The following is an 18,193-nucleotide window of genomic DNA, read 5'->3' on the forward strand; positions in this document are numbered from 1 at the left end:
CATTAGCATCCGGCAGCATGAACGCATCCCTGATCGAGCAGCCGGCTGATCTCGACCTCGTCCGTACGTCGTACGACCGGGTCGCGGACAACTACGTCGAGATGAACCTCGGCGACCTCACGGCGTACCCGTGGCTGCGGATCGCCGTCGACGGTTTCGCGACCGCGGTCCGGGATCTCGGGCCGGTGCTCGATGTCGGTTGCGGGCCGGGTGACGTCACCGCGTACCTCGCCGAGCGCGGCCTCGACGTGCGTGGCGTCGACCTGTCTCCCCGGATGATCGAGCACGCCCGGCGACGCTATCCGGATCAGCGGTTCGCCGTCGCCTCAGCGACCGACCTAGGCCTCCCCGACTCCTCCCTCGGCGGCATTCTCGGCTGGTGGTCGCTCTTCAATCTCCCCCGGGCAACGCTCGCCCAGGTCCTCGAGTCGTTCGCCCGCGCCTTGGTCCCCGGCGGCCACGTCATCCTCGGCCTGCATCAGGGCGACGGCGAGATCCACCGCACGGAGGCGTACGGCGGAGTGCCGGTCACGTGGACGACGCATCTGTGGCAACCCGAGGACCTGTGGGCGCTGCTGGACAAAGCCGGCCTCGCCCAGGTTGCCGATCTGCGGTTGTCCGAGAGCGTCGCCGGCGTACCGTCGCTGGCGTTAGTCGCAAAGCGCGCGTAGGGCGGCAGCGTAGGCCTGCGGGTGGCTGGTGTTGCCGTTGTGGCCGCCGGGGAACCCTCGGACCTCAGCGCCGACCAGCTCGCCCAGGGCCATCGCGCATTGCCGGTCGAACACGTTCTCCGGCGTCGTCTTGCCGACCGCCGGCACGATGCGCGTCGACGCGCCTGGGAGCGCCGCGACGTCCAGCGTGTCGTGGACGATCGCCGTGAAGTCGTGCTCGATGAAGAAGTCGAAGTTCGCGATCCGCTGCGCGTTCATCGGCTGCGGCGTCAGATCGGGTTCGGCGTTCCGGTTGGTCGGGTCGATGCCGAGCACCTCAGCGACCAGCTTCAGCGTCGGAGCCAGGCCTTCGCGGCGATGCACGTCCTGGAGGTGCAGCAGTTCCCGCTCGTGCCGCGTCCGCTCGTCCTCCGGAAGCAGCCGCGGCGTCACCGGCTCGTGCGCGATCAGCGCCCCGAGCTGCCCCGGGTGATCGACGACGACATGCAGCCCGATCGAGGCGCCGAGGCTGCAGCCGAGCATCGTCACCGGCTCGTCGGTCAGCTTCGCCAGCAGCAGGTGTACGTCGTACGCGTGGTCGGCGAGCGTGACCCCCTGCCCCGGCTCGTCGAGTCGACTGCGCGAGAGCCCGCGCCGGTCGTACGTGATCACCCGGAAGTCACCGACCAGCCGATCGACGAGATCCCGGCTGCGACCGGCATCGCCTTCCCCGCTCTGCCCGATCAGCAGCGCGGGGCCGCTGCCCCGGACCTCGTAGTACAGCTCCGCACCCGGCACCTTCAGCGTGTTCTCCATGCCGATCACCGTAATCCATCATTTCTGATGCATCAAGAGTGATACAGTTTGCGCTGTGAACGGAGTAGACCTCTTCCTGCTCGGCCGCACCCTGATGAAGATCGGCGAACAAGCCCTCCCGACCGAAGGCATCGGCGAACACTCGACGAGCGTGCGCACGGTCCTGATCGTCGTCAGCGACGTCCGCACCCACCCCGGCAGCGCCGTCGGCGAGATCGCCGCCCGCACCGGCCTCCCCCAGAGCGCCGTCTCAGCCGCCATCGCCCGCCTCCGCGAAGCCGGCGCCGTCAACACCGAGGCCGATCCCACCGACCGCCGCCGCTCGATCGTCAACCCAGCTCGCAACCCGTCACCCCGAGTCGCCGAAGTCCGCGCGGCGCCGATCGACGACACCCTCGCCACCGCCCTGGACGACCCCAGCCAGGTCGCCGAGGTCGTCGACCTACTGGAGAAACTCGCCCAGTACCTGACGCCGGACGCCCTCGCCCGCCTACGGGCCTGACACCACCGCGCCCGCGGACATCGGAATTTTGTCGCTCATCAGCAGGGAGCCAAGGACTGGAACGGGCTGCGGTTCGCGCAGACGCTTCAGGTGCTGAGGTAGGTCGCCGCCAGGGCTTGATGTGGGCGCCATCGCGCTGGGTCCGCGTGCAGGCTTGGTGGGAAGGCGTCCTGGTGGCCGAGGCGGAGTGCGATCTCGTGGGCGGTGTCCTCGGTGAGGCCGGGGATGGCGACGAGGTTGGCGATCAGCGCGGCGAGAGGTTGCGGGTCGAGGAGGGTCGGGTGGGTGGCGTGTGCCTGCCCGATCGCTCCTGGGAGACCGGGGGCGGGGATGAGCGCTTCGGCTGAGGGGAAGAGGTGGGTGAGGCCGTGCGGGAGGCCCGGTACGGGATGGCCGAAGCGCGCGACCAGTTCACCGGCGAGCGCGCGGGCCTCGGTGAGAGTGTTGCCTTGGGCAAGGGTTGACTGGACGGCCGCCTCCAGCGGGCCCCACGCGCCGGGCACGCGGAGCCCCGGGCGGCGGCGTACGAGGGGACCAAGGACGGCGTCCGAATCATCGGCGGGTGCGCTGTCGACGCCGACCATGCGGGCGGCGCGTTCGACGACGTGGATGAGGCCTTCCCAGTACGGGAGGTGCGCGCGCAGGATCAGGTGGTCGCCGGTGCCCGGCGAGAGCTCGAGCAGCCCAGGGCCACCATCGATCGCGATCGTACGGCGGTACGTGCGGTCGGCGACCGACTCGACGCCGGGGATCGCCCGGGCCGCGAAGAAGGCGAGCATCGCATCCCAGTCGTACGGCGGCTGGTACGGCAACCGCAGCACCAACCCGCCGTCGGCAGTCAGTCGGTCGGCGCGCCGATGCCGTTCGCGGAGTTCGCGCGGCGCGGCCCGGAAGACCTGGCGGATCTCGCGGTTGAACTGCCGCAGGCTCCCGAACCCCGAGGCGAACGCGACGTCCGCGACGCTCAGCTCCGAGTCGTCCAGCAACCGTCGCGCGAAGTGCGCGCGTCGCGACCGCGCGAGCTGGTCGGGTGTCACGCCGAGGTGCTCGCGGAACATCCGCCGCAGATGCCGAGGCGACACCGCGAGCCGCTCGCCCAGTGCCACCTCGGTCCCGTCGTCGAGCACCCCGTCGATGATCAGCTGCACCGCTCGGCACACCATCTCCGGCGCTCGGGCGTCCACTGGCGAAGCGACACGATACGGCCGGCACCGCAGGCAGGCCCGGAACCCGGCCGCCTCCGCGGCGGCCGCCAGCTCGAACGTCCGAACGTTCTCCGCCAGCGGCTTGGCCCCGCAGCCCGGCCGGCAGTAGATGCCGGTCGTCACCACCGCCGAGTAGGTCGTCACCCCACCAGGTATAGGCCATCCCCGGACCACCGGCCAGCCAGATCCGGACACGCTCGGAGCAGCCCAGCGAGGGCCGGGGGCTCCAAGCCGCTAAACCGGGGCGGTCCCGACGGTCCCTGTCCGAATCTGGCCAGACCTCCCCCTCCCCAACGGCCGATGCTTTTTCCCATCAAGTCATCCCAGAAAGGTCAATCACCATGCTGTGCAAGGTTTTCCCGATCGAGTTGAAAGCCGGAAAGCAGGCCGAGGCCGAGGCGATCGTCGCCGAGTTCGCGCCGCGCGGCCCGGAGCAGGAAGCGGGAACGCTGTCGTTCCGCGTCTACCGTGATCCGGCGCGCGCCGACTACCTGCTCTTCGTCGAGCACTTCGCGGACCAGAACGCGTACGACGCGCACACCGGCTCAGCGGCGTACGAGGAACTGGTCGCGGGCCGGTTCGGTGAGCTGATCGTCGAGTTCGTGGAAATCGACCACGAGCTACTGGTCAGCCACTGATGGGCAAGGCCGAGGTGCTGCGCGGGCTCGACCCGCTCGTGCTGCCGAACGTCTGGGATGCCGGGAGCGCCGTGCTCGTCGTCGCCGCGGGTGCGCGGGCGGTCGCCACGACGAGCGGCGGCGTCGCCTGGTCGCTGGGCAAGCCCGACGGGCAGGTCGTCACGCGGGACGAGATGGTCGAGCAGGTACGCCGAATCGCCGCGGCCGTCGACGTACCGGTCACGGCCGACATCGAAGGCGGTTACGGCGCAGCGCCGGAAGACGTCAGCCGAGCGGTCGAGGAGATCATCGAGGCCGGCGCGGTCGGCGTGAATCTTGAGGACTCGAAGGTCCCGGGCGGCCCGCTGTTCACACCGGCCGAGCAGGCCGACCGGATCGTCGCAGCACGAAGTGCAGCAGTCGCCGCCGGACTCCCCGAGCTCCTGATCAACGTCCGCACCGACGTCTTCCTCTTCGGCATCGGCCCGGAGGAAGGCCGGCTGACGGAGGTCCTCGCCAGGGCCAAGCAGTACGCCGAAGCCGGCGCCGACAGCCTCTTCGTCCCCGGCCTCACCGACCTGCCGACCCTCGCCGAGCTGACCGGCGCCTCTCCGCTCCCGGTCAACGCGATGGCCGGCCCGGGCGCGCCCACCGTCGCCGAGCTGCTCGCCCACGGCGTACGCCGGGTCAGCGTCGGTACGGCGATCGCCGAAGCGGCGTACAGCAAGGCCTTCGACGCCGCCCGCCGCCTGCTCGACCAGGGCACCTACGAGGAGAGCAGCCTCGACTTCGGAGCCCTGAACGCTCGCTTCTAAGGCGTGAAGACCTCGAAGGACGTCGCGAACGTCGTGCCGAACCGCGTGCCGCCGGCGCGCGCGACGCCTTCGAGGAACTCCGCCGGGTCGAACCCGCCGAGCCCGTCGATGTACGCCTTGTGCGCCCGCAGCGACGCCAGCCCGGTCTCGTAGGTGTCGGTGGTGTCGACACCGTGCTTGCCCAGCGGTGACCCGGCCGCCCACACCTGCCGTACGCCGTTCCACCGCTCGCCCGCGGTGGGGAAGATCCACCGGTTCGCCGCGTCCCGGACCGCGTCGAGGGTCGCGCGCCCGACGGCCATGTGGTCGGCCTGGTTGAGCACGTCGTGCCCGTCCCAGGTCTCGCGGAAGTTGTTGGTGATCACGATCTCCGGCTGGTGCCGGCGGATCACCGCGGTGAGCACCTCGCGCAGCGCGACGCCGTACTCGATCGTGCCGTCCGGCTGCCCGAGGAACTCGACCACGTCGACGCCGACGATCCGCGCCGACTCGATCTGCTCGGCCTCGCGCAGCGGGCCGCACTTCGCGGGCTCCAAGCTGTCGATCCCGGCCTCGCCGGAGGTCGCCATCACGTAGACGACCTGCTTGCCCTGCCCGGTCCAGCGCGCGATGGCCGCCGCCGTGCCGAACTCGAGATCGTCGGGGTGCGCCACGATCGCCAGCGCCTTGGTCCAGTCCTCAACTACCGGTTCGAGCGGGTTCATGGCCGCAGGTTAGTCGCCGAAGACCTTCCGGGAGTAGGGGTTCGCGAACGCGCGGCCCGGATCGAGCCGGTCGCGCACGGCCAGGAAGTCGCCGAAGTGCGGGTACAGCTCGGCGAAGCGCTCGGCGCCGAGGGTGTGCAGCTTGCCCCAGTGCGGCCGCCCGCCGTACGCCGCGACGATCTGCTCGAAGGCCGCGAAGTACCGCCCGTGGTCGAGCCGGTGGTACTGGTGGATCGCGATGTACGCCGTCGCGCGGCCCTGCGCGGTCGACAGCCAGATGTCGTCGGCCGCGGCCACCCGGACCTCGATCGGGAACGGGAACCGCTCGCCCGACCGGTCGATCCAGCCGCGCAGTTCGCCGAGCACCTCGACCAGCTTCTCCCGCGGTACGGCGTACTCGGACTCGCGGAAGACCACGTTGCGCTCGGAGCAGAACACCTTGTACGACGCGTCGACGTACTCGCGCGCGGACAGTGCCCGGGACGCGAGCTGATTGATCCGCGGCACCAGCGCCGGGCGCCGGACGGCGAGCCGGTTGGTCAGCTCGAACACCTTGTTGGACAGCAACTCGTCGTCGACCCAGCCGCGGATCCGGCTGACCGGGGATGCGCCGACGCCGCCGGAGACCCGGTTGTTGCGCTTGGTCAGCGCGACGTCGGTGTGCGGGAACCAGTAGAACTCGAAATGATCGTTGCCATCAGCAAGCTCATCGAAGCCGCTCAGCACCTCGCCGAGCGGCAGCGGCATCTCCTGCGCGCGGAGCAGGAACGCGGGGACGCACTGCAGCGTCATCGCGGTGATCACGCCGAGCGCGCCGACCGACACCCGAGCCGCCGCGAACACATCCGCGTTCTCGTCGGCCGAGCAGTGCAGCACCGAGCCGTCGGCGGTGACCAGCTCGAGCCCGACGACCTGCGTCGCCAGCCCGCCGAGCTTCGCGCCGGTCCCGTGCGTGCCGGTGGAGACGGCGCCGGAGATCGTCTGCTTGTCGATGTCGCCGAGGTTGGCCATCGCGAGGTCGAACGACGCCAGCCCGGCGTTCAGCTTGGCCAGGCCGGTGCCCGCGCCGACGGTCACGCGGCCCGACGTCCGGTCGGCGGACTGGATCGCGGACAGCCCGTCGAGGCGGACCATCACCTGCTCGGGGACCGAGCAGCCGGTGAACGAGTGGCCGGAGCCGACCGCCTTCAGCTTCTTGCCCTGCTCGGCCGCGGCCTTGACCGCCGCCGCGACCTCGTCGGTCGAGCCCGGGCGCAGCACCTCCACGCCGGTCGCCGACTCGGTGCCGGCCCAGTTCCGCCAGGTGTTCATCCGATCCCCTCGCCCGCGCTCATCCGAAGTTCTTCCCTTCGCCGCGGTAGCTCACCAGCTCGCTCAGGTCGTTGCCGTCGATCGCGTACAGCCGGTCGAACCGCTCCAGCATCTCGCCTGCCTTCGCGTAGCGCATCCAGACCCGGTCGCCGATCTTCAGCCCGCGCGCGTGCTCGCCCTCGACCGGCGTCTGCACCTCGCCCGCGCCCTCGGTCCCGAGCAGCTTCAGCCCGAGCGGCCATGCCGGCGCGGGCAGCCGCGACTTCTTCGCCGGCCCGGAGGCGACGTACCCGCCGCCGAACAGCGTCGCGATCCGCGGGGTCGGCCGCCGTACGACGCCGAGTGCGTAGGCGACGGCATGCTCGGGCTGGAAGACGTCGTACTTGTCGAACAGCGTCGGCCCGTACAGCCCGGACCCGGCCGTCACCTCGGTGACCGCGGGATCGCTGCTGCTCACCTCGATGCTGCCGGTGCCGCCGCTGTTCACCAGCCGCAGCGGCGCGACCTGCTTGACCGCGTCGACCACGAGCCCGCGGCGGTCGGACAGCTCGGCGGCCGAGCGGCGCTTCACCCAGCGGACCGCGGGCGACGTGTCCGGCAGGCCCGCGATCTGCGCCTCGTAGAACATCACGCCGACCAGCTCGAAGGCGTCGTCGGCGACCACTTGCCGGGCGAGCGCGAGCACTTGGTCGGGCGTGCGCAGCGGCGACCGTCGTACGCCGAGGTGCTGGCCGAAGATCCGCAGCGAGGCGTCGACGTCCAGGCAGACCCGGATCCGCTCGCCACCGCCGGTGACCTGCTTGATGTACGCGAGGTGCTCGATGTCGTCGATCATCAGCGTGATCCGCGCGGCGGCCTCGGCGTCGCCGGCCAGCTCGCGCAGCGCGGCGCGGTGCACGGTCGGGTAGCCCATCAGGATGTCGTCGACGCCGTTGCGCGCGAGCCACAGTGCCTCGGGCAGCGCGTAGCTCATCACGCCGTGGAACCCGGGCCTCCGCAGCGCCTCCGCGAGCAGCGCGCGGTTGCGCACCGACTTGGACGCGACCCGGATCGGCACGCCGGCCGCCCGGCGGACCAGATCGTCCGCGTTCCGGCGGAAGGCGGCCAGATCCACCACCGCGAACGGTGGGTCCAGCTCGGCGGTCAGCCGTCCGTACCGGTCGAAGTCAGCCATGAACGGAGTCTAGGCCCGAAGAAAACTGAAAGGTAGTACATCTTTCATGCCGAATCGATCACAGTCCGGAGCTGCGGAACGACGGAGTGCGCCCAGTCGGCGTTCGGTTGGGGCGCCGGATCGGCCGCCGCGCTCGCGACCAGGGCCACGGTCCGGCCCTGGCGTACGGCGACCTCGGCGTACGCGGAGGCGCCTGCGTAGTTGCGCAGCTGGGCGGCGGCGTCCTGCTCGGACCAGAGCGGCTTGATCGAGAGGTCAGCGTCGCTGGACGTGCCGCACGCCTTCACCCGGGCCTCGTAGCCGGTGTAGTACTGCTGGGCCTGCTGCTCGTCGCTGAACCGCAGCAGCAGCGCTGTGGCCGGCAGGTCCGGGCCGGTCCGGTAGGTCGCCTGCAGCGCGTACTGCGGAACCGGGAGCGAGCTGGCCGGCAGCTTGCCCTTGCAGCCGACCGGTAGCGCCTCGAAGGCCGCCTGGTGTGCGTTGCGCTCTCTGGTCCAGTTGTTGTTGCTGATCCAGCCCGCCTCTGCTCCCGCTGGGTCGACATAGGTCTTCCAGCCGTTGCCGAGCTTGTCGACTGGGGGCAGGTTCTTGCTGGACACCGGGCCTGCTTCTGCAGGAGGGGGTGCGGTGGCCTGGTCCGGCGTGGCCGGGGGCTTGGCTGCGTCGGTGGGCTTGGCTGTGTCGGGTGTGATCGTCGGGACCGGCACGGTGCCGCCGACGATGCTGGGGAAGCCCATCGGCGTCGAGGGGACGTCGACGGGTTGGCCGTCTGGCTCAGCGACGACGCTGGCGCTGCAGCCAGTCAGCAGGGCTGCAGCGGCCAGCAGTACGGCGTACTGGTGTCTCACTTCGGCTCGAAGTGCTGGTAGTCGGGCTTGGCCCAGCGGGCTCCCCAGAAGTAGCCCTGCGCTTCGAGCGCCTTGGTGAGCGTGCTGCCGGCGAACAGCATGCCGGGACGGGCAGGCGTGCGGGTGCGGTAGGACAGGCCGTTCTTCGGGTACCAGACGCCGTTCGCCGCGAGGTAAGGGTTCTCGACGGTGTTGACGTCGATCGCGTAGCCGTAGGAGTGCGGGGACAGCGAGTACGGGTCGCCGGTGACCTGGCGGCAGTTGAACATCGAGGTGTTGTCGGCCTCCATCGCGCGCACGTCGCTACCGCCGAACACGTCCACCCGGGTCATCCGCCGGATCGGGAACTTGGCGTTCAGGTTCGCCGTCCAGACCGTGATCATCTTCTGCACCGCGGCGTCACGGACGATCAGCTCACCCTTGTGCATCAATCCGTCGAAACCCCAGTGGTTCAGCGTCAGCAGCCGCAGCGACGCCGGCCCGACCGGGCAGCCCGCGCGGTACGTCTTCGGGATCATGCTGGCCGCGACCGCGTAGACCTTCGGGTTCAGCCCGGCCTTGATCACGACGTACGCCGACGCCGAGACCTCGACGCTGGTGGTGGGCACGCCGCGACTGACCACGCGGACCGAGCGGCTGGACGGGAAGTTGTCCGGGACCAGGAGCCGGAAGTTGCCCTTGGCATCGGTCTTGACGCTGGTCAGCCAGCGCCAGGCGCCGCTGCCGAGCAGGTCCTGGAGCACGACCTCGAGGCCGGGCTCGGCGGGAACCGTCGTCCCGGTGACGGCGACGCCGGTCAGCGTGACGTACGACGCGGCCGGTTTGGTGATCACGATCTTCTTGTCCTGCGCGGTGCCGATCCGGGCCGGTGACATCGCCGGGGTGCCGTAGAACTTCGGGCCGACGACGACGCGGAACGTGGTGTGGATCGGGCCGGTCGGGGTGTAGGTGATCTTGTAGTTCCCGCCGGCCGTGGAGTGGGTGGCACCGCGCAGGGTCCAGCCGCTGGGCAGCGCCTGCCAGAGCGAGAGGTACCAGTTGACGGCGCCGTTGTTGAGCTTGCCGGTGAAGGTGAGCGGGCGGTCTTCCCAGGTGGTCGCCGGCTGGTCGAGCGAGATCGCCAGCGGCTCGGCGGCGGCCGCAGGTGGTTTCTGTGTCGGTGTTTGAGTGGGAGTTGGTACTGGAGTCTCTACAGGTGGCGGCGTCTCAGTACTTGGTGTTTCTGAACTTGGTGTTTCTGTAGGCGGCGTCACCGAGGTCACCGGCGTACCGGTCGGCACGCTCGGCGTGACCTCGGCGTGCGCCGTGATCGGTAGCAGCGCCAGCAGCGTCACCACCACAACAGTGGGCAGAGCTCTCCGAGCCATAGCCGTCCTCCCCAACGGACGGGACCACTCTGCCCCGCCACCCCTCACCAGGAATGACGCCACCAACGGTCGTGAGGTTCGCTCAGTTCTGCAGTCTTTTCACCGCCGCGTCGATTCGTTCGTCGGTCCCGGTGAGGGCAACACGAATGTTCCTCTCTCCGGCCTTCCCGTAGAAGGCCCCAGGCGCCACGAGAATGCCCAGCTCCGACAGCGCCTCGACCGACCCGTACGCGTCGTACGCCGGGTGCTCGGCCCACAGATACAACCCACCCTGCGACAGCGTGATCTCCCAGCCCGCACCGGTCAGCGCTTCGCGCAGCACCGACCGCCGCCGGATGTACCGCTCCCGCTGCTCCTCGACATGCTGGTCGTCGGCGAACGCCGCCGCCATCGCCGCCTGGATCGGCGACGGCACCATCAACCCCGCATGCTTCCGCACCGCCAGCAGCTCGGCCACGATCCGCTCGTCACCAGCGACGAAACCGGCGCGGTACCCGGCGAGGTTCGACCGCTTCGACAGCGAGTGCACCGCGAGCAGGTTGTCGAACGAGCCACCACACACGTCCGGGTGCAGCACCGACACCGGCTGCTCGTCCCAGCCGAACTCGACGTAGCACTCGTCGTTCACGAGCAGCACGTTGTTGGCCCGGGCCCACTCGACCGCGGCCTTGAGCTCCGCCGCCGAGGTGATCTCGCCGGACGGGTTGCGCGGCGAGTTCAGGTAGGCGACGGCGACCGGGCCGTCGTACTGGGTGACGTCGGCGACCGGAACGCTCGTCGCACGCGCCAGCGCCGCACCCGCCTCGTACGTCGGGTAGGCGAGGTCGGGGATCAGCACCGTGTCCCCCGCGCCGACGCCGAGCAGCATCGGGAGCAGCATGATCAGCTCCTTGGTGCCGATCACCGGCAGCACGCCGGTCTGCGGGTCCACGCCCGGGACGCCGAGCCGGCGCTCCAACCAGTCGACCGCCGACTGCCGGGCGGTCGCCGTACCGATCGTGGTCGGGTACGCCGGAGCGTCGGCAGCGTCGGCCAGCGCCTTCTTCACCAGCTCGGGCACCGGGTCCACCGGGCTGCCGATCGACAGGTCGACGATGCCGTCCGGATGGTCGGCCGCCTTCTGCTTGAAAGGCGCGAGCTTGTCCCACGGGAAGTCCGGCAGCCGGCTGGAAGTGGAGCTGGAGAAGAGGTCTGTCACTCCTCCATTGTCTCCCGCGGCACCGTCGCGCGGGCGGCGGCTTCCCAATCTGTGGATAAGAACTCGGTCGCGGCGGCGATCACCGCGGCGTCACGCAGGATCCGCCGGTGGCCGAGCCCCTCGGTGAGCTCGACGCTCGCGCCCGGCCAGACCTTCGCGAGCTGGACGCTCCCGTCCGCGTCGGTCTCCTGGTCGTCCCGGTCGTGGATCGCGAGCAGCGGCGGCAGCTCGCGCCGGGTCGCCAGGCCGGTCACCACCCGGACGCCGTCATAGCTGTCCATCGTCCCGAACCGGCGCGCGAACCGGTCGAGGAACCCGTCGCGGACCCGCGGCCCGAACCCGAACGCCGCCTGGAACGCGTCCAGCGTCACCGTGAAATCGGTCGCGGCCGCGACGTACACGACCCGCGCCGGCTCGGCGAAGTGGAGCAGCGCGTGCGTGACCGCCGCCGCGCCGAGCGAGTGCGCGATCACGCCGTACGCCGGACCACGCTCGGCGACGACGGCCTGGAACGCGTCGGCCAGCTCCGGCATCGTGCTCCGGGCCTTGCCCTCGAGCCCGGGCGCGGAGTCGCCGTGGCTCGGCGCGTCGTACGCGACGACCTGGAAGCCGGCGGCGACCAGCGGCGGGACGAAGGACGCGAGCTGCAGGCCCCAGCCGCCCCAGCCGTGCACGAGATAGACGAGCGGACCCTGTACGCCGTACTGGTGCCCGCGGATCAGCCCACCCTCGAAGGGCAGCTCGAACGCCGTCGCGGGCGGGAGCGGGATCCGCGGCGCACGCGCCTTGGCCGGAACCGGCGGCAGCGTGAACCAGAGCCGCTCCAGCAGCCGCGCCGCGAGCGGCGCCGGCAGGATCTTGAAGGCTGTCGAATAGAATCGAACGATCGTGCTTTTTTTCACCGAAACGTCTCCCCCACTGTGCTGAACAAGGTCGTCTAGATCCGCGCGCCGTCGAGCAGCGCTTCGAAGGCGGCCCGCGCCCGCGCCTCGGCACGGTCATCGCCGAGCAGCCGGCTGGCGTGATGGAAGGCCATCAGCACGCCCTGGATGTCGAAGGCGTACTGCTCCGGATCGGCGTCCGGCCGGAACTGGCCCTCGGTGATGCCGGTCCGGAAGACCGTCACGATCGCGTCGATGTAGTCCCGGTACGCCTGCAGGAAGCGGTCCCGGACCGGACCGGGCGGCGCGTCGTCGAGCTCGGCGGACACGCTGTAGAAGAAACAGCCGCCGGGCAGCGCGAGGTCGCCGCTGTCCCAGCGCAGCTTGCGGTCGAAGAACTCACGCAGCCGGGCCTCGCCGCGCGGCGCCTTCAGCGCCGGCCGGACGACCCGCTCGGCGAACAGCTCCGCGGTCCAGTCGATCACGTCGAGCTGGAGCTGCTCCTTGGACCGGAAGTGGGAGAACAGGCCGCTCTTGGACAGCCGGGTCCGCTCGGCGAGCAGGCCGATGCTCAGCCCGCTCAAACCGATCACGCTGACCTGCGCCGCGGCGACGTCGAGCACCGCCGCCCTGGTCTGCTCACCTTTGCCCACGTGTCGATAAGAGCACGACCGTACGGTTCTCGGCAAGCCCTATTTCAGCAGGGGCGCTCGGGGTCGACCTTCGCGGTGATCTGCCGGCTGATCACCTTGAGCTGCTCGAGCTGCTCCGGGGTGAGCGCGTCGATGACGTACTTGCGGACCATCTCGACGTGACCGGGCGCGGCCGCGAGGAGGTAGGCGAACCCCTCGTCGGTCAGCGTGGCGACAGTGATCCGGCCGTCCTCCTCGTACGGACGCCGGTTCACGAAGCCGCGGGACTCCAGCCGCTTCACCACGTGCGAGAGCCGCGAGAGCGTGCCGTTCGCCTCACCGGCCAGGTCGCTCATCCGCCGCGACCGGTCCGGCGACTCCGAGAGCGCGGCGAGCACGGAGTACTCGAAGTGATTCAGGCTCGAGTCGCGCTGCAGCTGGAAGTCGAGCGCACCGGGCAGCTTGAACAGCATGCCGGCCAGCGCCATCCAGGCCTGCAGCTGGTCGGCGTCCAGCCACCGCACATCGTCCGCCATCCAGTCAGTCTACGCGATTGGTTGACGCTTCAACTCAAACGGGGTTACCTTGACTTGAAGCATCAACTAACTACCGAGAGTTGGACATGAACGTCTTTCTGTGGATCGTCGCCGGGGTCCTGGCCGCCTTCTTTCTCGCCGCCGGCGCGAGCAAGCTGTCCCAGTCCAAGGCCAAGCTGGGTGAGAACCCGAACATGAAGTGGACCGAGGACTTCTCCGCCGGAACGCTGAAGTTCATCGGCGCGGTCGAGGTCCTGGGCGCGGTCGGCGTGATCCTGCCCGCGCTCCTCGACATCGCGCCGATCCTGGTCCCGCTGGCCGCGGTCGGCCTCGCGGTGATCATGGCCGGCGCTGTGGTCACTCACACTCGCCGGAACGAGTACAAGACGCTGCCGATCAACGTCGTCGTACTGGTCCTAGCGCTGGTCCTTGCGGTGTTCCGCTTCGGACCCAACAGCTTCTAGAGATAAAGCCCGGTCTGTCCGTCTTCGAGGCGGTTGGCGGCGACCGCGTGCAGGTCTCTCTCGCGGAGCAGCACGTAGTCGTCGCCACGCACCTCGACCTCCGCGCGGTCCTCCGGGTCGAACAGCACCCGGTCGTCGACCTCGACCGTCCGCACGTTGGCGCCGATCGCGACCACCTTCGCCCAGGCCAGCCGGCGACCCATCTGCGCGGTCGCCGGGATCAGGATGCCCGCCGAGGACTTCCGCTCCCCCTCGACCTCGAGCGAGACCAGGACCCGGTCGTGCAGCATCCGGATCGGCAGCTTGTCGTCGGACAGACGCTTGCGAGGGGTCACCGGCGGCCCACCAGCTTGCGGATCACCAGCAGCATCCCGACCACACCGACCACCGCGGCCCCGACGGCGACCAGCTTCTGCGTGCGCAGCTCGCCGCGCTCGTCGAAGACCTGCGCCTTCGCCTGCTCGACCTGCCGCTTGGCGACGTTCTTCGGGTGCGCGCGGTCGACCAGCTCATCCACGGTCGAGGCCAGTCGCGCACGGGTGGCGGCGATGTCCGCCTCGATCTGCTCGGTACCACGAGCTTGCGTGTCCGACACCTGTCCTCCTCGTTACGACCAGCAACTGTTCCCATCCTCGCAGGTCACGCCCGCAGGTCCACGACCACCTTGATGTCGTCGGCGTTCTTGGTCAGCGCACTCGGCCAGTCCGACAGCGGAACGGTCCGCGTGATCAGCCGCTCCAGCCAGCTCCGGTCGGCGGCCAGCAGCACGTCCACCGCGTCCGCGTAGTGCCGCTTCGCAGCGTTGACCGTCCCGACCAGTGCGGCGTTCCGTACGACGAGCTGCCGTACCAGCGCGTCCATCTGCACCTCTACCTTCGCCGGTCCCGGGGAGATACCAGCCAGACACATGACCCCAGCCGGCGCGAGCAGCTTGGCCGCCTCGACCACTACCGGCCCAGCACCGGTTGCCTCGATCACTACGTCCGGCTGCACCGGCAGCTCGCTCAGGTCGGTGATGAACGTCCCACCAAGGTCCTGCACCAGCTGCGGCTTCGGGCCCTCGTCAGACCGGTCCAGCACGTGTACGTCGTACCCGCGCTGTGCAGCGATCAGTGCAGCCAGCAGACCGATCGGCCCAGCACCAGTGACCAGCACCTGCTTCGGCTCGTACCAGGAGCGGCCACCGACGTGGTCCACCTGCTCCCACGCCTTGGTGAGGATGCTGGCCGGCTCCACCAGTACGCCGAGCCGCCCCAGCTCACCAGGCACCCGTACGGCGAAGTAGGGGTCGACCCGCCACCGCTCAGCGCCGTACCCGTCGTTCCCCTTGATCCCGCGCTCGGTGTAGAGCCCGTTGCGGCAGAAGTCCCACTCGCCACGCGCACAGGCCGGGCAGGGCTCCGGGTCGGGCCGCCGGACGATCCCAGCGACCAGGTCCCCGCTGGCGAATCCGGAGCCGGCAGGAGCCTCCAGCACCTGGCCCAGCGACTCGTGCCCGAGCACCAGCCGGTCAGCTCCGGCCCTGCCGCTGCCGAACTCCCCGGAGACCAGCTCCAGGTCGGTGCCGCAGATCCCGGCCAGCACCCCCTCGACGAGCATCGTGCCGTCGGACTCGGGCGGTTCGGCGACCTCGCCGACGGACGCTGAGCCAGCCTTGCCCGGAACCACCGTCATCGCCCGCATGCGCCCACTCCACTCCTGCCCGGTCCCCGCGCGCAAGCCCCCTCGCCGTACCGCATCCTCGTCCCAGCTGTCACAGGAGCCCCTCGCGACGCGGCTTCCGGCGTACGGCAGAATGTCGGACAATCACCCCGTTGTGCCGTCGCGTTGCCGAGGGAAGGACCCAGTCATGTCCGAGCGCCTGTCCGTCGGAGACGCCGCCCCCGAGTTCACCCTGCCCGACGCCGACGGCAAGGAGGTCTCGCTGAGCGACCTGCGCGGCCGGAACGTGATCGTCTACTTCTACCCGGCCGCGATGACGCCGGGCTGCACCAAGCAGGCCTGCGACTTCCGCGACTCGCTCGACTCGCTGGCCGCCGCCGGGTACGCCGTACTGGGGATCTCGCCGGACAAGCCGGCCAAGCTGCAGAAGTTCCGCGAGCACGACGGCGTGACGTTCCCGCTGCTCAGCGACCCGGACAAGGAGGTCCTGTCGGCGTACGGGGCCTTCGGCGAGAAGACCATGTACGGCAAGAAGGTCACCGGGGTGATCCGCTCGACCTTCGTCGTCGACGGCGAGGGCAAGATCGCGGTCGCGCAGTACAACGTGAAGGCCACCGGGCACGTCGCCAAGCTGCGCCGCGATCTCGGTCTCTGAGACGCCGCGCTCAGCTCGGCGAAGGGAAACCTTCGAAGCTTTCACGGCGGTGGTCCATGGAACGGTCGTTTGAGCGAATCTGTGTCTGTGATCTGGATCACATCGGCTCCTGAGCGGACCGCGATTTCCGCGCTACCCTCAGTGACCTTTTGCGCTCAACCGGGACCGACCAGTACTCCGGAGCCGCCCGGGGTTCAATAACGGGCTTGTCCCGGTGCGGTCACGGTGGTCGGCGACCTTGGCCCTGACCAGTGCAAACCGGGTAATCTGCGCGCGCAGTCTGCCTCTGGGAGGGAGGGACCTGCCGCGATGGGAAAACATTCCTCTGCGGTGACGCGAAGTAACAACAACCGCCGACCGGTGTACCTGACCGCTGTCGGTCTCTTGGTGCTCTCGCTGGGTGCCGTGTTCGTGGTCCGCTCCTTCGGATCCGAGTCCGGCGCCGACGGTTTGCTGGGTGGCAAGTGTGACGAGCCGACCCAGATCAAACTCAGCACGACGCCCGAGTTCCAGCCGCAGCTGGACCAGGCGACCAAGGCGCTGATGGCCAAGGGCGGTGAGGACGGGAACCCGTGCCTGCAGTTCACCATCACCGCGGCCCAGTCCGCGTCGGTGGCCCAGGACATCTCGACCAGCGACCCGAACAACGGTGAGAGCCGGCCCGACCTGTGGGTGCCGGACTCCTCGCTGTGGGTCGGCCGCGCCGACGACGGCGAGTCGATCCCGAGCATCGCGGTCCCGTCGCTCGCGACGTCGCCGCTGGTCCTGGTCGGGCGCTCCGACAACTTCGCGAACACCTCATCGTGGCTAGGCCTCTTCGCCGCAACCCAGCCGGCGCTGCTCGACCCGCTGAAGCAGTCGTCGGGCGCGCTCGCGCTGCTCGCCGTACAGGCTGAGCGGGCGAAGACGTCGGCGTCGAACAGCCAGGTCGCCAAGGTCCTGGTCCCGCTCGCGCAGCGGCTCGGCTCGATGCCGAAGCAGTACACCGAGGTGTCCGGTCCACTCAGCCGGGCCTCCACCGAGGGCAGCTCCGTCGTCGTACCGATGTCGGAACAGGCGTTCGTCAAGTACCAGGACGAGAACCCGGCGGCGCAGGTCAAGGCGATCGTGCCGAAGACCGGCACGCTGCTGATGGACTACCCGGTCGTGGTCACCGCCAAGAACAACATCGAGGCGGTCACCCAGGCCGGCCGCGCGCTCGGCGAGCAGATGCTCACCGACGCCGTCGGCCAGTCCCGCGACGACGCCGGCTTCCGCGACGCCCTGATGAGCCCGCTCGGCGAAGGCCGCGGCGTCGGCGACATCACCCAGCTCACCAAGCCGACCCCGACCGCGATCGAGAAGGCCATCCAGAGCTGGACCACGCTGTCGCTGTCGGCGCACTCGCTGGCCGTCATCGACGTGTCCGGCTCGATGGCCGAGAAGGTCCCGGGCAGCGCCAAGACCCGGATGCAGCTGACCATCGAGGCCGCCGACAACGGCCTGCGGCTGTTCCCCGACTCGGCCGAGCTCGGCCTGTGGGTCTTCTCGACGAAGATCGGCCCCGAGCAGGCGGACTTCAAGAAGCTGGTCCCGATCGGCAAGCTGACCCCGGGCCACCGGCAGCAGATGATCAACAACCTGAAGTCCCAGTCGGCCCGCGTCGGCGGTGGCACCGGCCTCTACGACACGGCGATCGCCGCGATCAAGGAAGTCCGCAGCCAGTACAACTCCGGCGCCGTCAACACCGTCCTGCTCTTCACCGACGGCAAGAACGACGACCCCGGCAGCGTCAGCCTCGACCGCGCCCTGCAGATCCTCGAAGGCCTGAAGGACCCGGCCCGCCCGGTCCGCATCATCGCCCTCGGCATCGGCCCCGACGCCGACGAGACCGAGCTCAAGCGCCTGGCCCAGGCCACCGGCGGCCAGAGCTACGTGGCCCGCAACCCCACGGACCTCCAGGACGTCTTCATCGACGCCCTGCAGAACCGCTGACCCCGGACTGCTCCCTAGGCTAACCTCCTGGGGAGCAGTCCCAGCCAGAGTGGTGGAACGGCAGACACGCCGGCTTTAGGTGCCGGTGCCCTCGGGCGTGCGGGTTCAAGTCCCGCCTCTGGCACACACGGCACAAGGCAAAAGCCAAAAACCTAAGAACAAGTAATTCAAGAAGTACAAAT

Annotated in this window: 21 protein-coding genes and 1 tRNA gene; 8 read left to right on the forward strand and 14 right to left on the reverse strand. The window is 69.7% G+C overall.

Annotated features, from left to right (window positions below; genetic code table 11):
* The first annotated feature begins 17 nt into the window (after positions 1–17).
* Positions 18–671, forward strand: coding sequence for a class I SAM-dependent methyltransferase (locus AB0M01_RS23410; RefSeq protein WP_363672805.1), 654 nt, complete (start codon positions 18–20; stop codon positions 669–671).
* Here AB0M01_RS23410 and AB0M01_RS23415 read toward each other — a convergent pair.
* The gene (locus tag AB0M01_RS23415; RefSeq protein WP_363672808.1) at positions 651–1,466 is read right to left on the reverse strand and encodes an alpha/beta hydrolase; all 816 of its coding nucleotides are present in this window, start codon (positions 1,464–1,466) and stop codon (positions 651–653) included. The genes AB0M01_RS23410 and AB0M01_RS23415 overlap by 21 nt on opposite strands.
* A 55-nt stretch (positions 1,467–1,521) precedes the next feature.
* On the opposite strand from AB0M01_RS23415, the gene AB0M01_RS23420 reads away from it, so the two are divergent.
* On the forward strand, positions 1,522–1,968 hold the full coding sequence (locus tag AB0M01_RS23420) for a MarR family transcriptional regulator (RefSeq protein WP_363672810.1): 447 nt from the start codon (positions 1,522–1,524) through the stop codon (positions 1,966–1,968).
* An 86-nt stretch (positions 1,969–2,054) separates the two neighbouring features.
* On the opposite strand, the gene AB0M01_RS23425 is transcribed toward AB0M01_RS23420, so the two are convergent.
* Entirely contained in the window at positions 2,055–3,317 is a 1,263-nt protein-coding gene (locus AB0M01_RS23425; RefSeq protein WP_363672812.1) for an AlkA N-terminal domain-containing protein, read from the reverse strand.
* A 197-nt stretch (positions 3,318–3,514) separates the two neighbouring features.
* Between AB0M01_RS23425 and AB0M01_RS23430 the strand changes: the two genes are divergently transcribed.
* Together AB0M01_RS23430 and AB0M01_RS23435 are read left to right on the forward strand one after the other, a co-directional pair.
* Positions 3,515–3,811, forward strand: coding sequence for an antibiotic biosynthesis monooxygenase (locus AB0M01_RS23430; RefSeq protein WP_363672814.1), 297 nt, complete (start codon positions 3,515–3,517; stop codon positions 3,809–3,811).
* Positions 3,811–4,605, forward strand: a complete 795-nt coding sequence (locus AB0M01_RS23435; RefSeq protein ID WP_363672817.1) for an isocitrate lyase/phosphoenolpyruvate mutase family protein — start codon at positions 3,811–3,813, stop codon at positions 4,603–4,605. Before AB0M01_RS23430 ends, AB0M01_RS23435 begins: the two co-directional genes overlap by 1 nt.
* On the opposite strand, the gene AB0M01_RS23440 is transcribed toward AB0M01_RS23435, so the two are convergent.
* The 9 genes from AB0M01_RS23440 to AB0M01_RS23480 all read right to left on the reverse strand — a co-directional run bounded on the left by AB0M01_RS23440 (position 4,602) and on the right by AB0M01_RS23480 (position 13,256).
* The gene (locus AB0M01_RS23440) at positions 4,602–5,309 is read right to left on the reverse strand and encodes a PIG-L deacetylase family protein (protein WP_363672819.1); all 708 of its coding nucleotides are present in this window, start codon (positions 5,307–5,309) and stop codon (positions 4,602–4,604) included. The two genes, AB0M01_RS23435 and AB0M01_RS23440, sit on opposite strands and share 4 nt — an antisense overlap.
* Positions 5,310–5,318: 9 nt before the next feature.
* The gene (locus tag AB0M01_RS23445) at positions 5,319–6,620 is read right to left on the reverse strand and encodes a D-arabinono-1,4-lactone oxidase (protein ID WP_363672821.1); all 1,302 of its coding nucleotides are present in this window, start codon (positions 6,618–6,620) and stop codon (positions 5,319–5,321) included.
* Between the two features lie 19 nt (positions 6,621–6,639).
* Positions 6,640–7,794: an amino acid deaminase/aldolase gene (locus AB0M01_RS23450; RefSeq protein ID WP_363672823.1), complete on the reverse strand. Its 1,155-nt coding sequence runs from the start codon at positions 7,792–7,794 to the stop codon at positions 6,640–6,642.
* A 44-nt stretch (positions 7,795–7,838) separates the two neighbouring features.
* Positions 7,839–8,642: a hypothetical protein gene (locus AB0M01_RS23455; RefSeq protein WP_363672825.1), complete on the reverse strand. Its 804-nt coding sequence runs from the start codon at positions 8,640–8,642 to the stop codon at positions 7,839–7,841.
* Positions 8,639–10,009, reverse strand: coding sequence for a M15 family metallopeptidase (locus tag AB0M01_RS23460; RefSeq protein WP_363672827.1), 1,371 nt, complete (start codon positions 10,007–10,009; stop codon positions 8,639–8,641). The genes AB0M01_RS23455 and AB0M01_RS23460 overlap by 4 nt, the downstream gene beginning before the upstream one ends.
* Before the next feature lie 82 nt (positions 10,010–10,091).
* Positions 10,092–11,207, reverse strand: a complete 1,116-nt coding sequence (gene dapC / locus AB0M01_RS23465) for a succinyldiaminopimelate transaminase (RefSeq protein WP_363672829.1) — start codon at positions 11,205–11,207, stop codon at positions 10,092–10,094.
* Positions 11,204–12,109, reverse strand: coding sequence for an alpha/beta fold hydrolase (locus tag AB0M01_RS23470; protein WP_363672831.1), 906 nt, complete (start codon positions 12,107–12,109; stop codon positions 11,204–11,206). Before AB0M01_RS23470 ends, dapC begins: the two co-directional genes overlap by 4 nt.
* 35 nt (positions 12,110–12,144) lie before the next feature.
* Entirely contained in the window at positions 12,145–12,741 is a 597-nt protein-coding gene (locus AB0M01_RS23475; RefSeq protein ID WP_363672833.1) for a TetR/AcrR family transcriptional regulator, read from the reverse strand.
* 44 nt (positions 12,742–12,785) lie between these two features.
* The gene (locus AB0M01_RS23480; RefSeq protein WP_363672835.1) at positions 12,786–13,256 is read right to left on the reverse strand and encodes a MarR family transcriptional regulator; all 471 of its coding nucleotides are present in this window, start codon (positions 13,254–13,256) and stop codon (positions 12,786–12,788) included.
* An 86-nt stretch (positions 13,257–13,342) separates the two neighbouring features.
* Between AB0M01_RS23480 and AB0M01_RS23485 the strand changes: the two genes are divergently transcribed.
* Entirely contained in the window at positions 13,343–13,720 is a 378-nt protein-coding gene (locus AB0M01_RS23485) for a DoxX family protein (RefSeq protein WP_363672837.1), read from the forward strand.
* On the opposite strand, the gene AB0M01_RS23490 is transcribed toward AB0M01_RS23485, so the two are convergent.
* The 3 genes from AB0M01_RS23490 to AB0M01_RS23500 are packed head-to-tail and all read right to left on the reverse strand — an operon-like array spanning position 13,717 to position 15,403.
* Complete coding sequence (locus AB0M01_RS23490) at positions 13,717–14,010, reverse strand: co-chaperone GroES (protein WP_344178651.1); 294 nt, start codon at positions 14,008–14,010, stop codon at positions 13,717–13,719. The two genes, AB0M01_RS23485 and AB0M01_RS23490, sit on opposite strands and share 4 nt — an antisense overlap.
* Positions 14,011–14,051: 41 nt before the next feature.
* On the reverse strand, positions 14,052–14,315 hold the full coding sequence (locus tag AB0M01_RS23495) for a DUF3618 domain-containing protein (RefSeq protein ID WP_363672839.1): 264 nt from the start codon (positions 14,313–14,315) through the stop codon (positions 14,052–14,054).
* 44 nt (positions 14,316–14,359) lie between these two features.
* Complete coding sequence (locus AB0M01_RS23500; protein ID WP_363672841.1) at positions 14,360–15,403, reverse strand: glucose 1-dehydrogenase; 1,044 nt, start codon at positions 15,401–15,403, stop codon at positions 14,360–14,362.
* Between the two features lie 166 nt (positions 15,404–15,569).
* Between AB0M01_RS23500 and bcp the strand changes: the two genes are divergently transcribed.
* The 3 genes from bcp (at position 15,570) to AB0M01_RS23515 (ending at position 18,135) form a co-directional block, all read left to right on the forward strand.
* Positions 15,570–16,037, forward strand: coding sequence for a thioredoxin-dependent thiol peroxidase (bcp, locus tag AB0M01_RS23505; RefSeq protein WP_363672843.1), 468 nt, complete (start codon positions 15,570–15,572; stop codon positions 16,035–16,037).
* Between the two features lie 330 nt (positions 16,038–16,367).
* Positions 16,368–18,011, forward strand: coding sequence for a VWA domain-containing protein (locus tag AB0M01_RS23510; RefSeq protein ID WP_363672845.1), 1,644 nt, complete (start codon positions 16,368–16,370; stop codon positions 18,009–18,011).
* 43 nt (positions 18,012–18,054) lie between these two features.
* A tRNA-Leu gene (locus tag AB0M01_RS23515) sits at positions 18,055–18,135 on the forward strand.
* The last annotated feature ends 58 nt before the right edge of the window (positions 18,136–18,193 follow it).

It is taken from the genome of Kribbella sp. NPDC051770 (assembly GCF_040681455.1).
Classification (GTDB): domain Bacteria; phylum Actinomycetota; class Actinomycetes; order Propionibacteriales; family Kribbellaceae; genus Kribbella.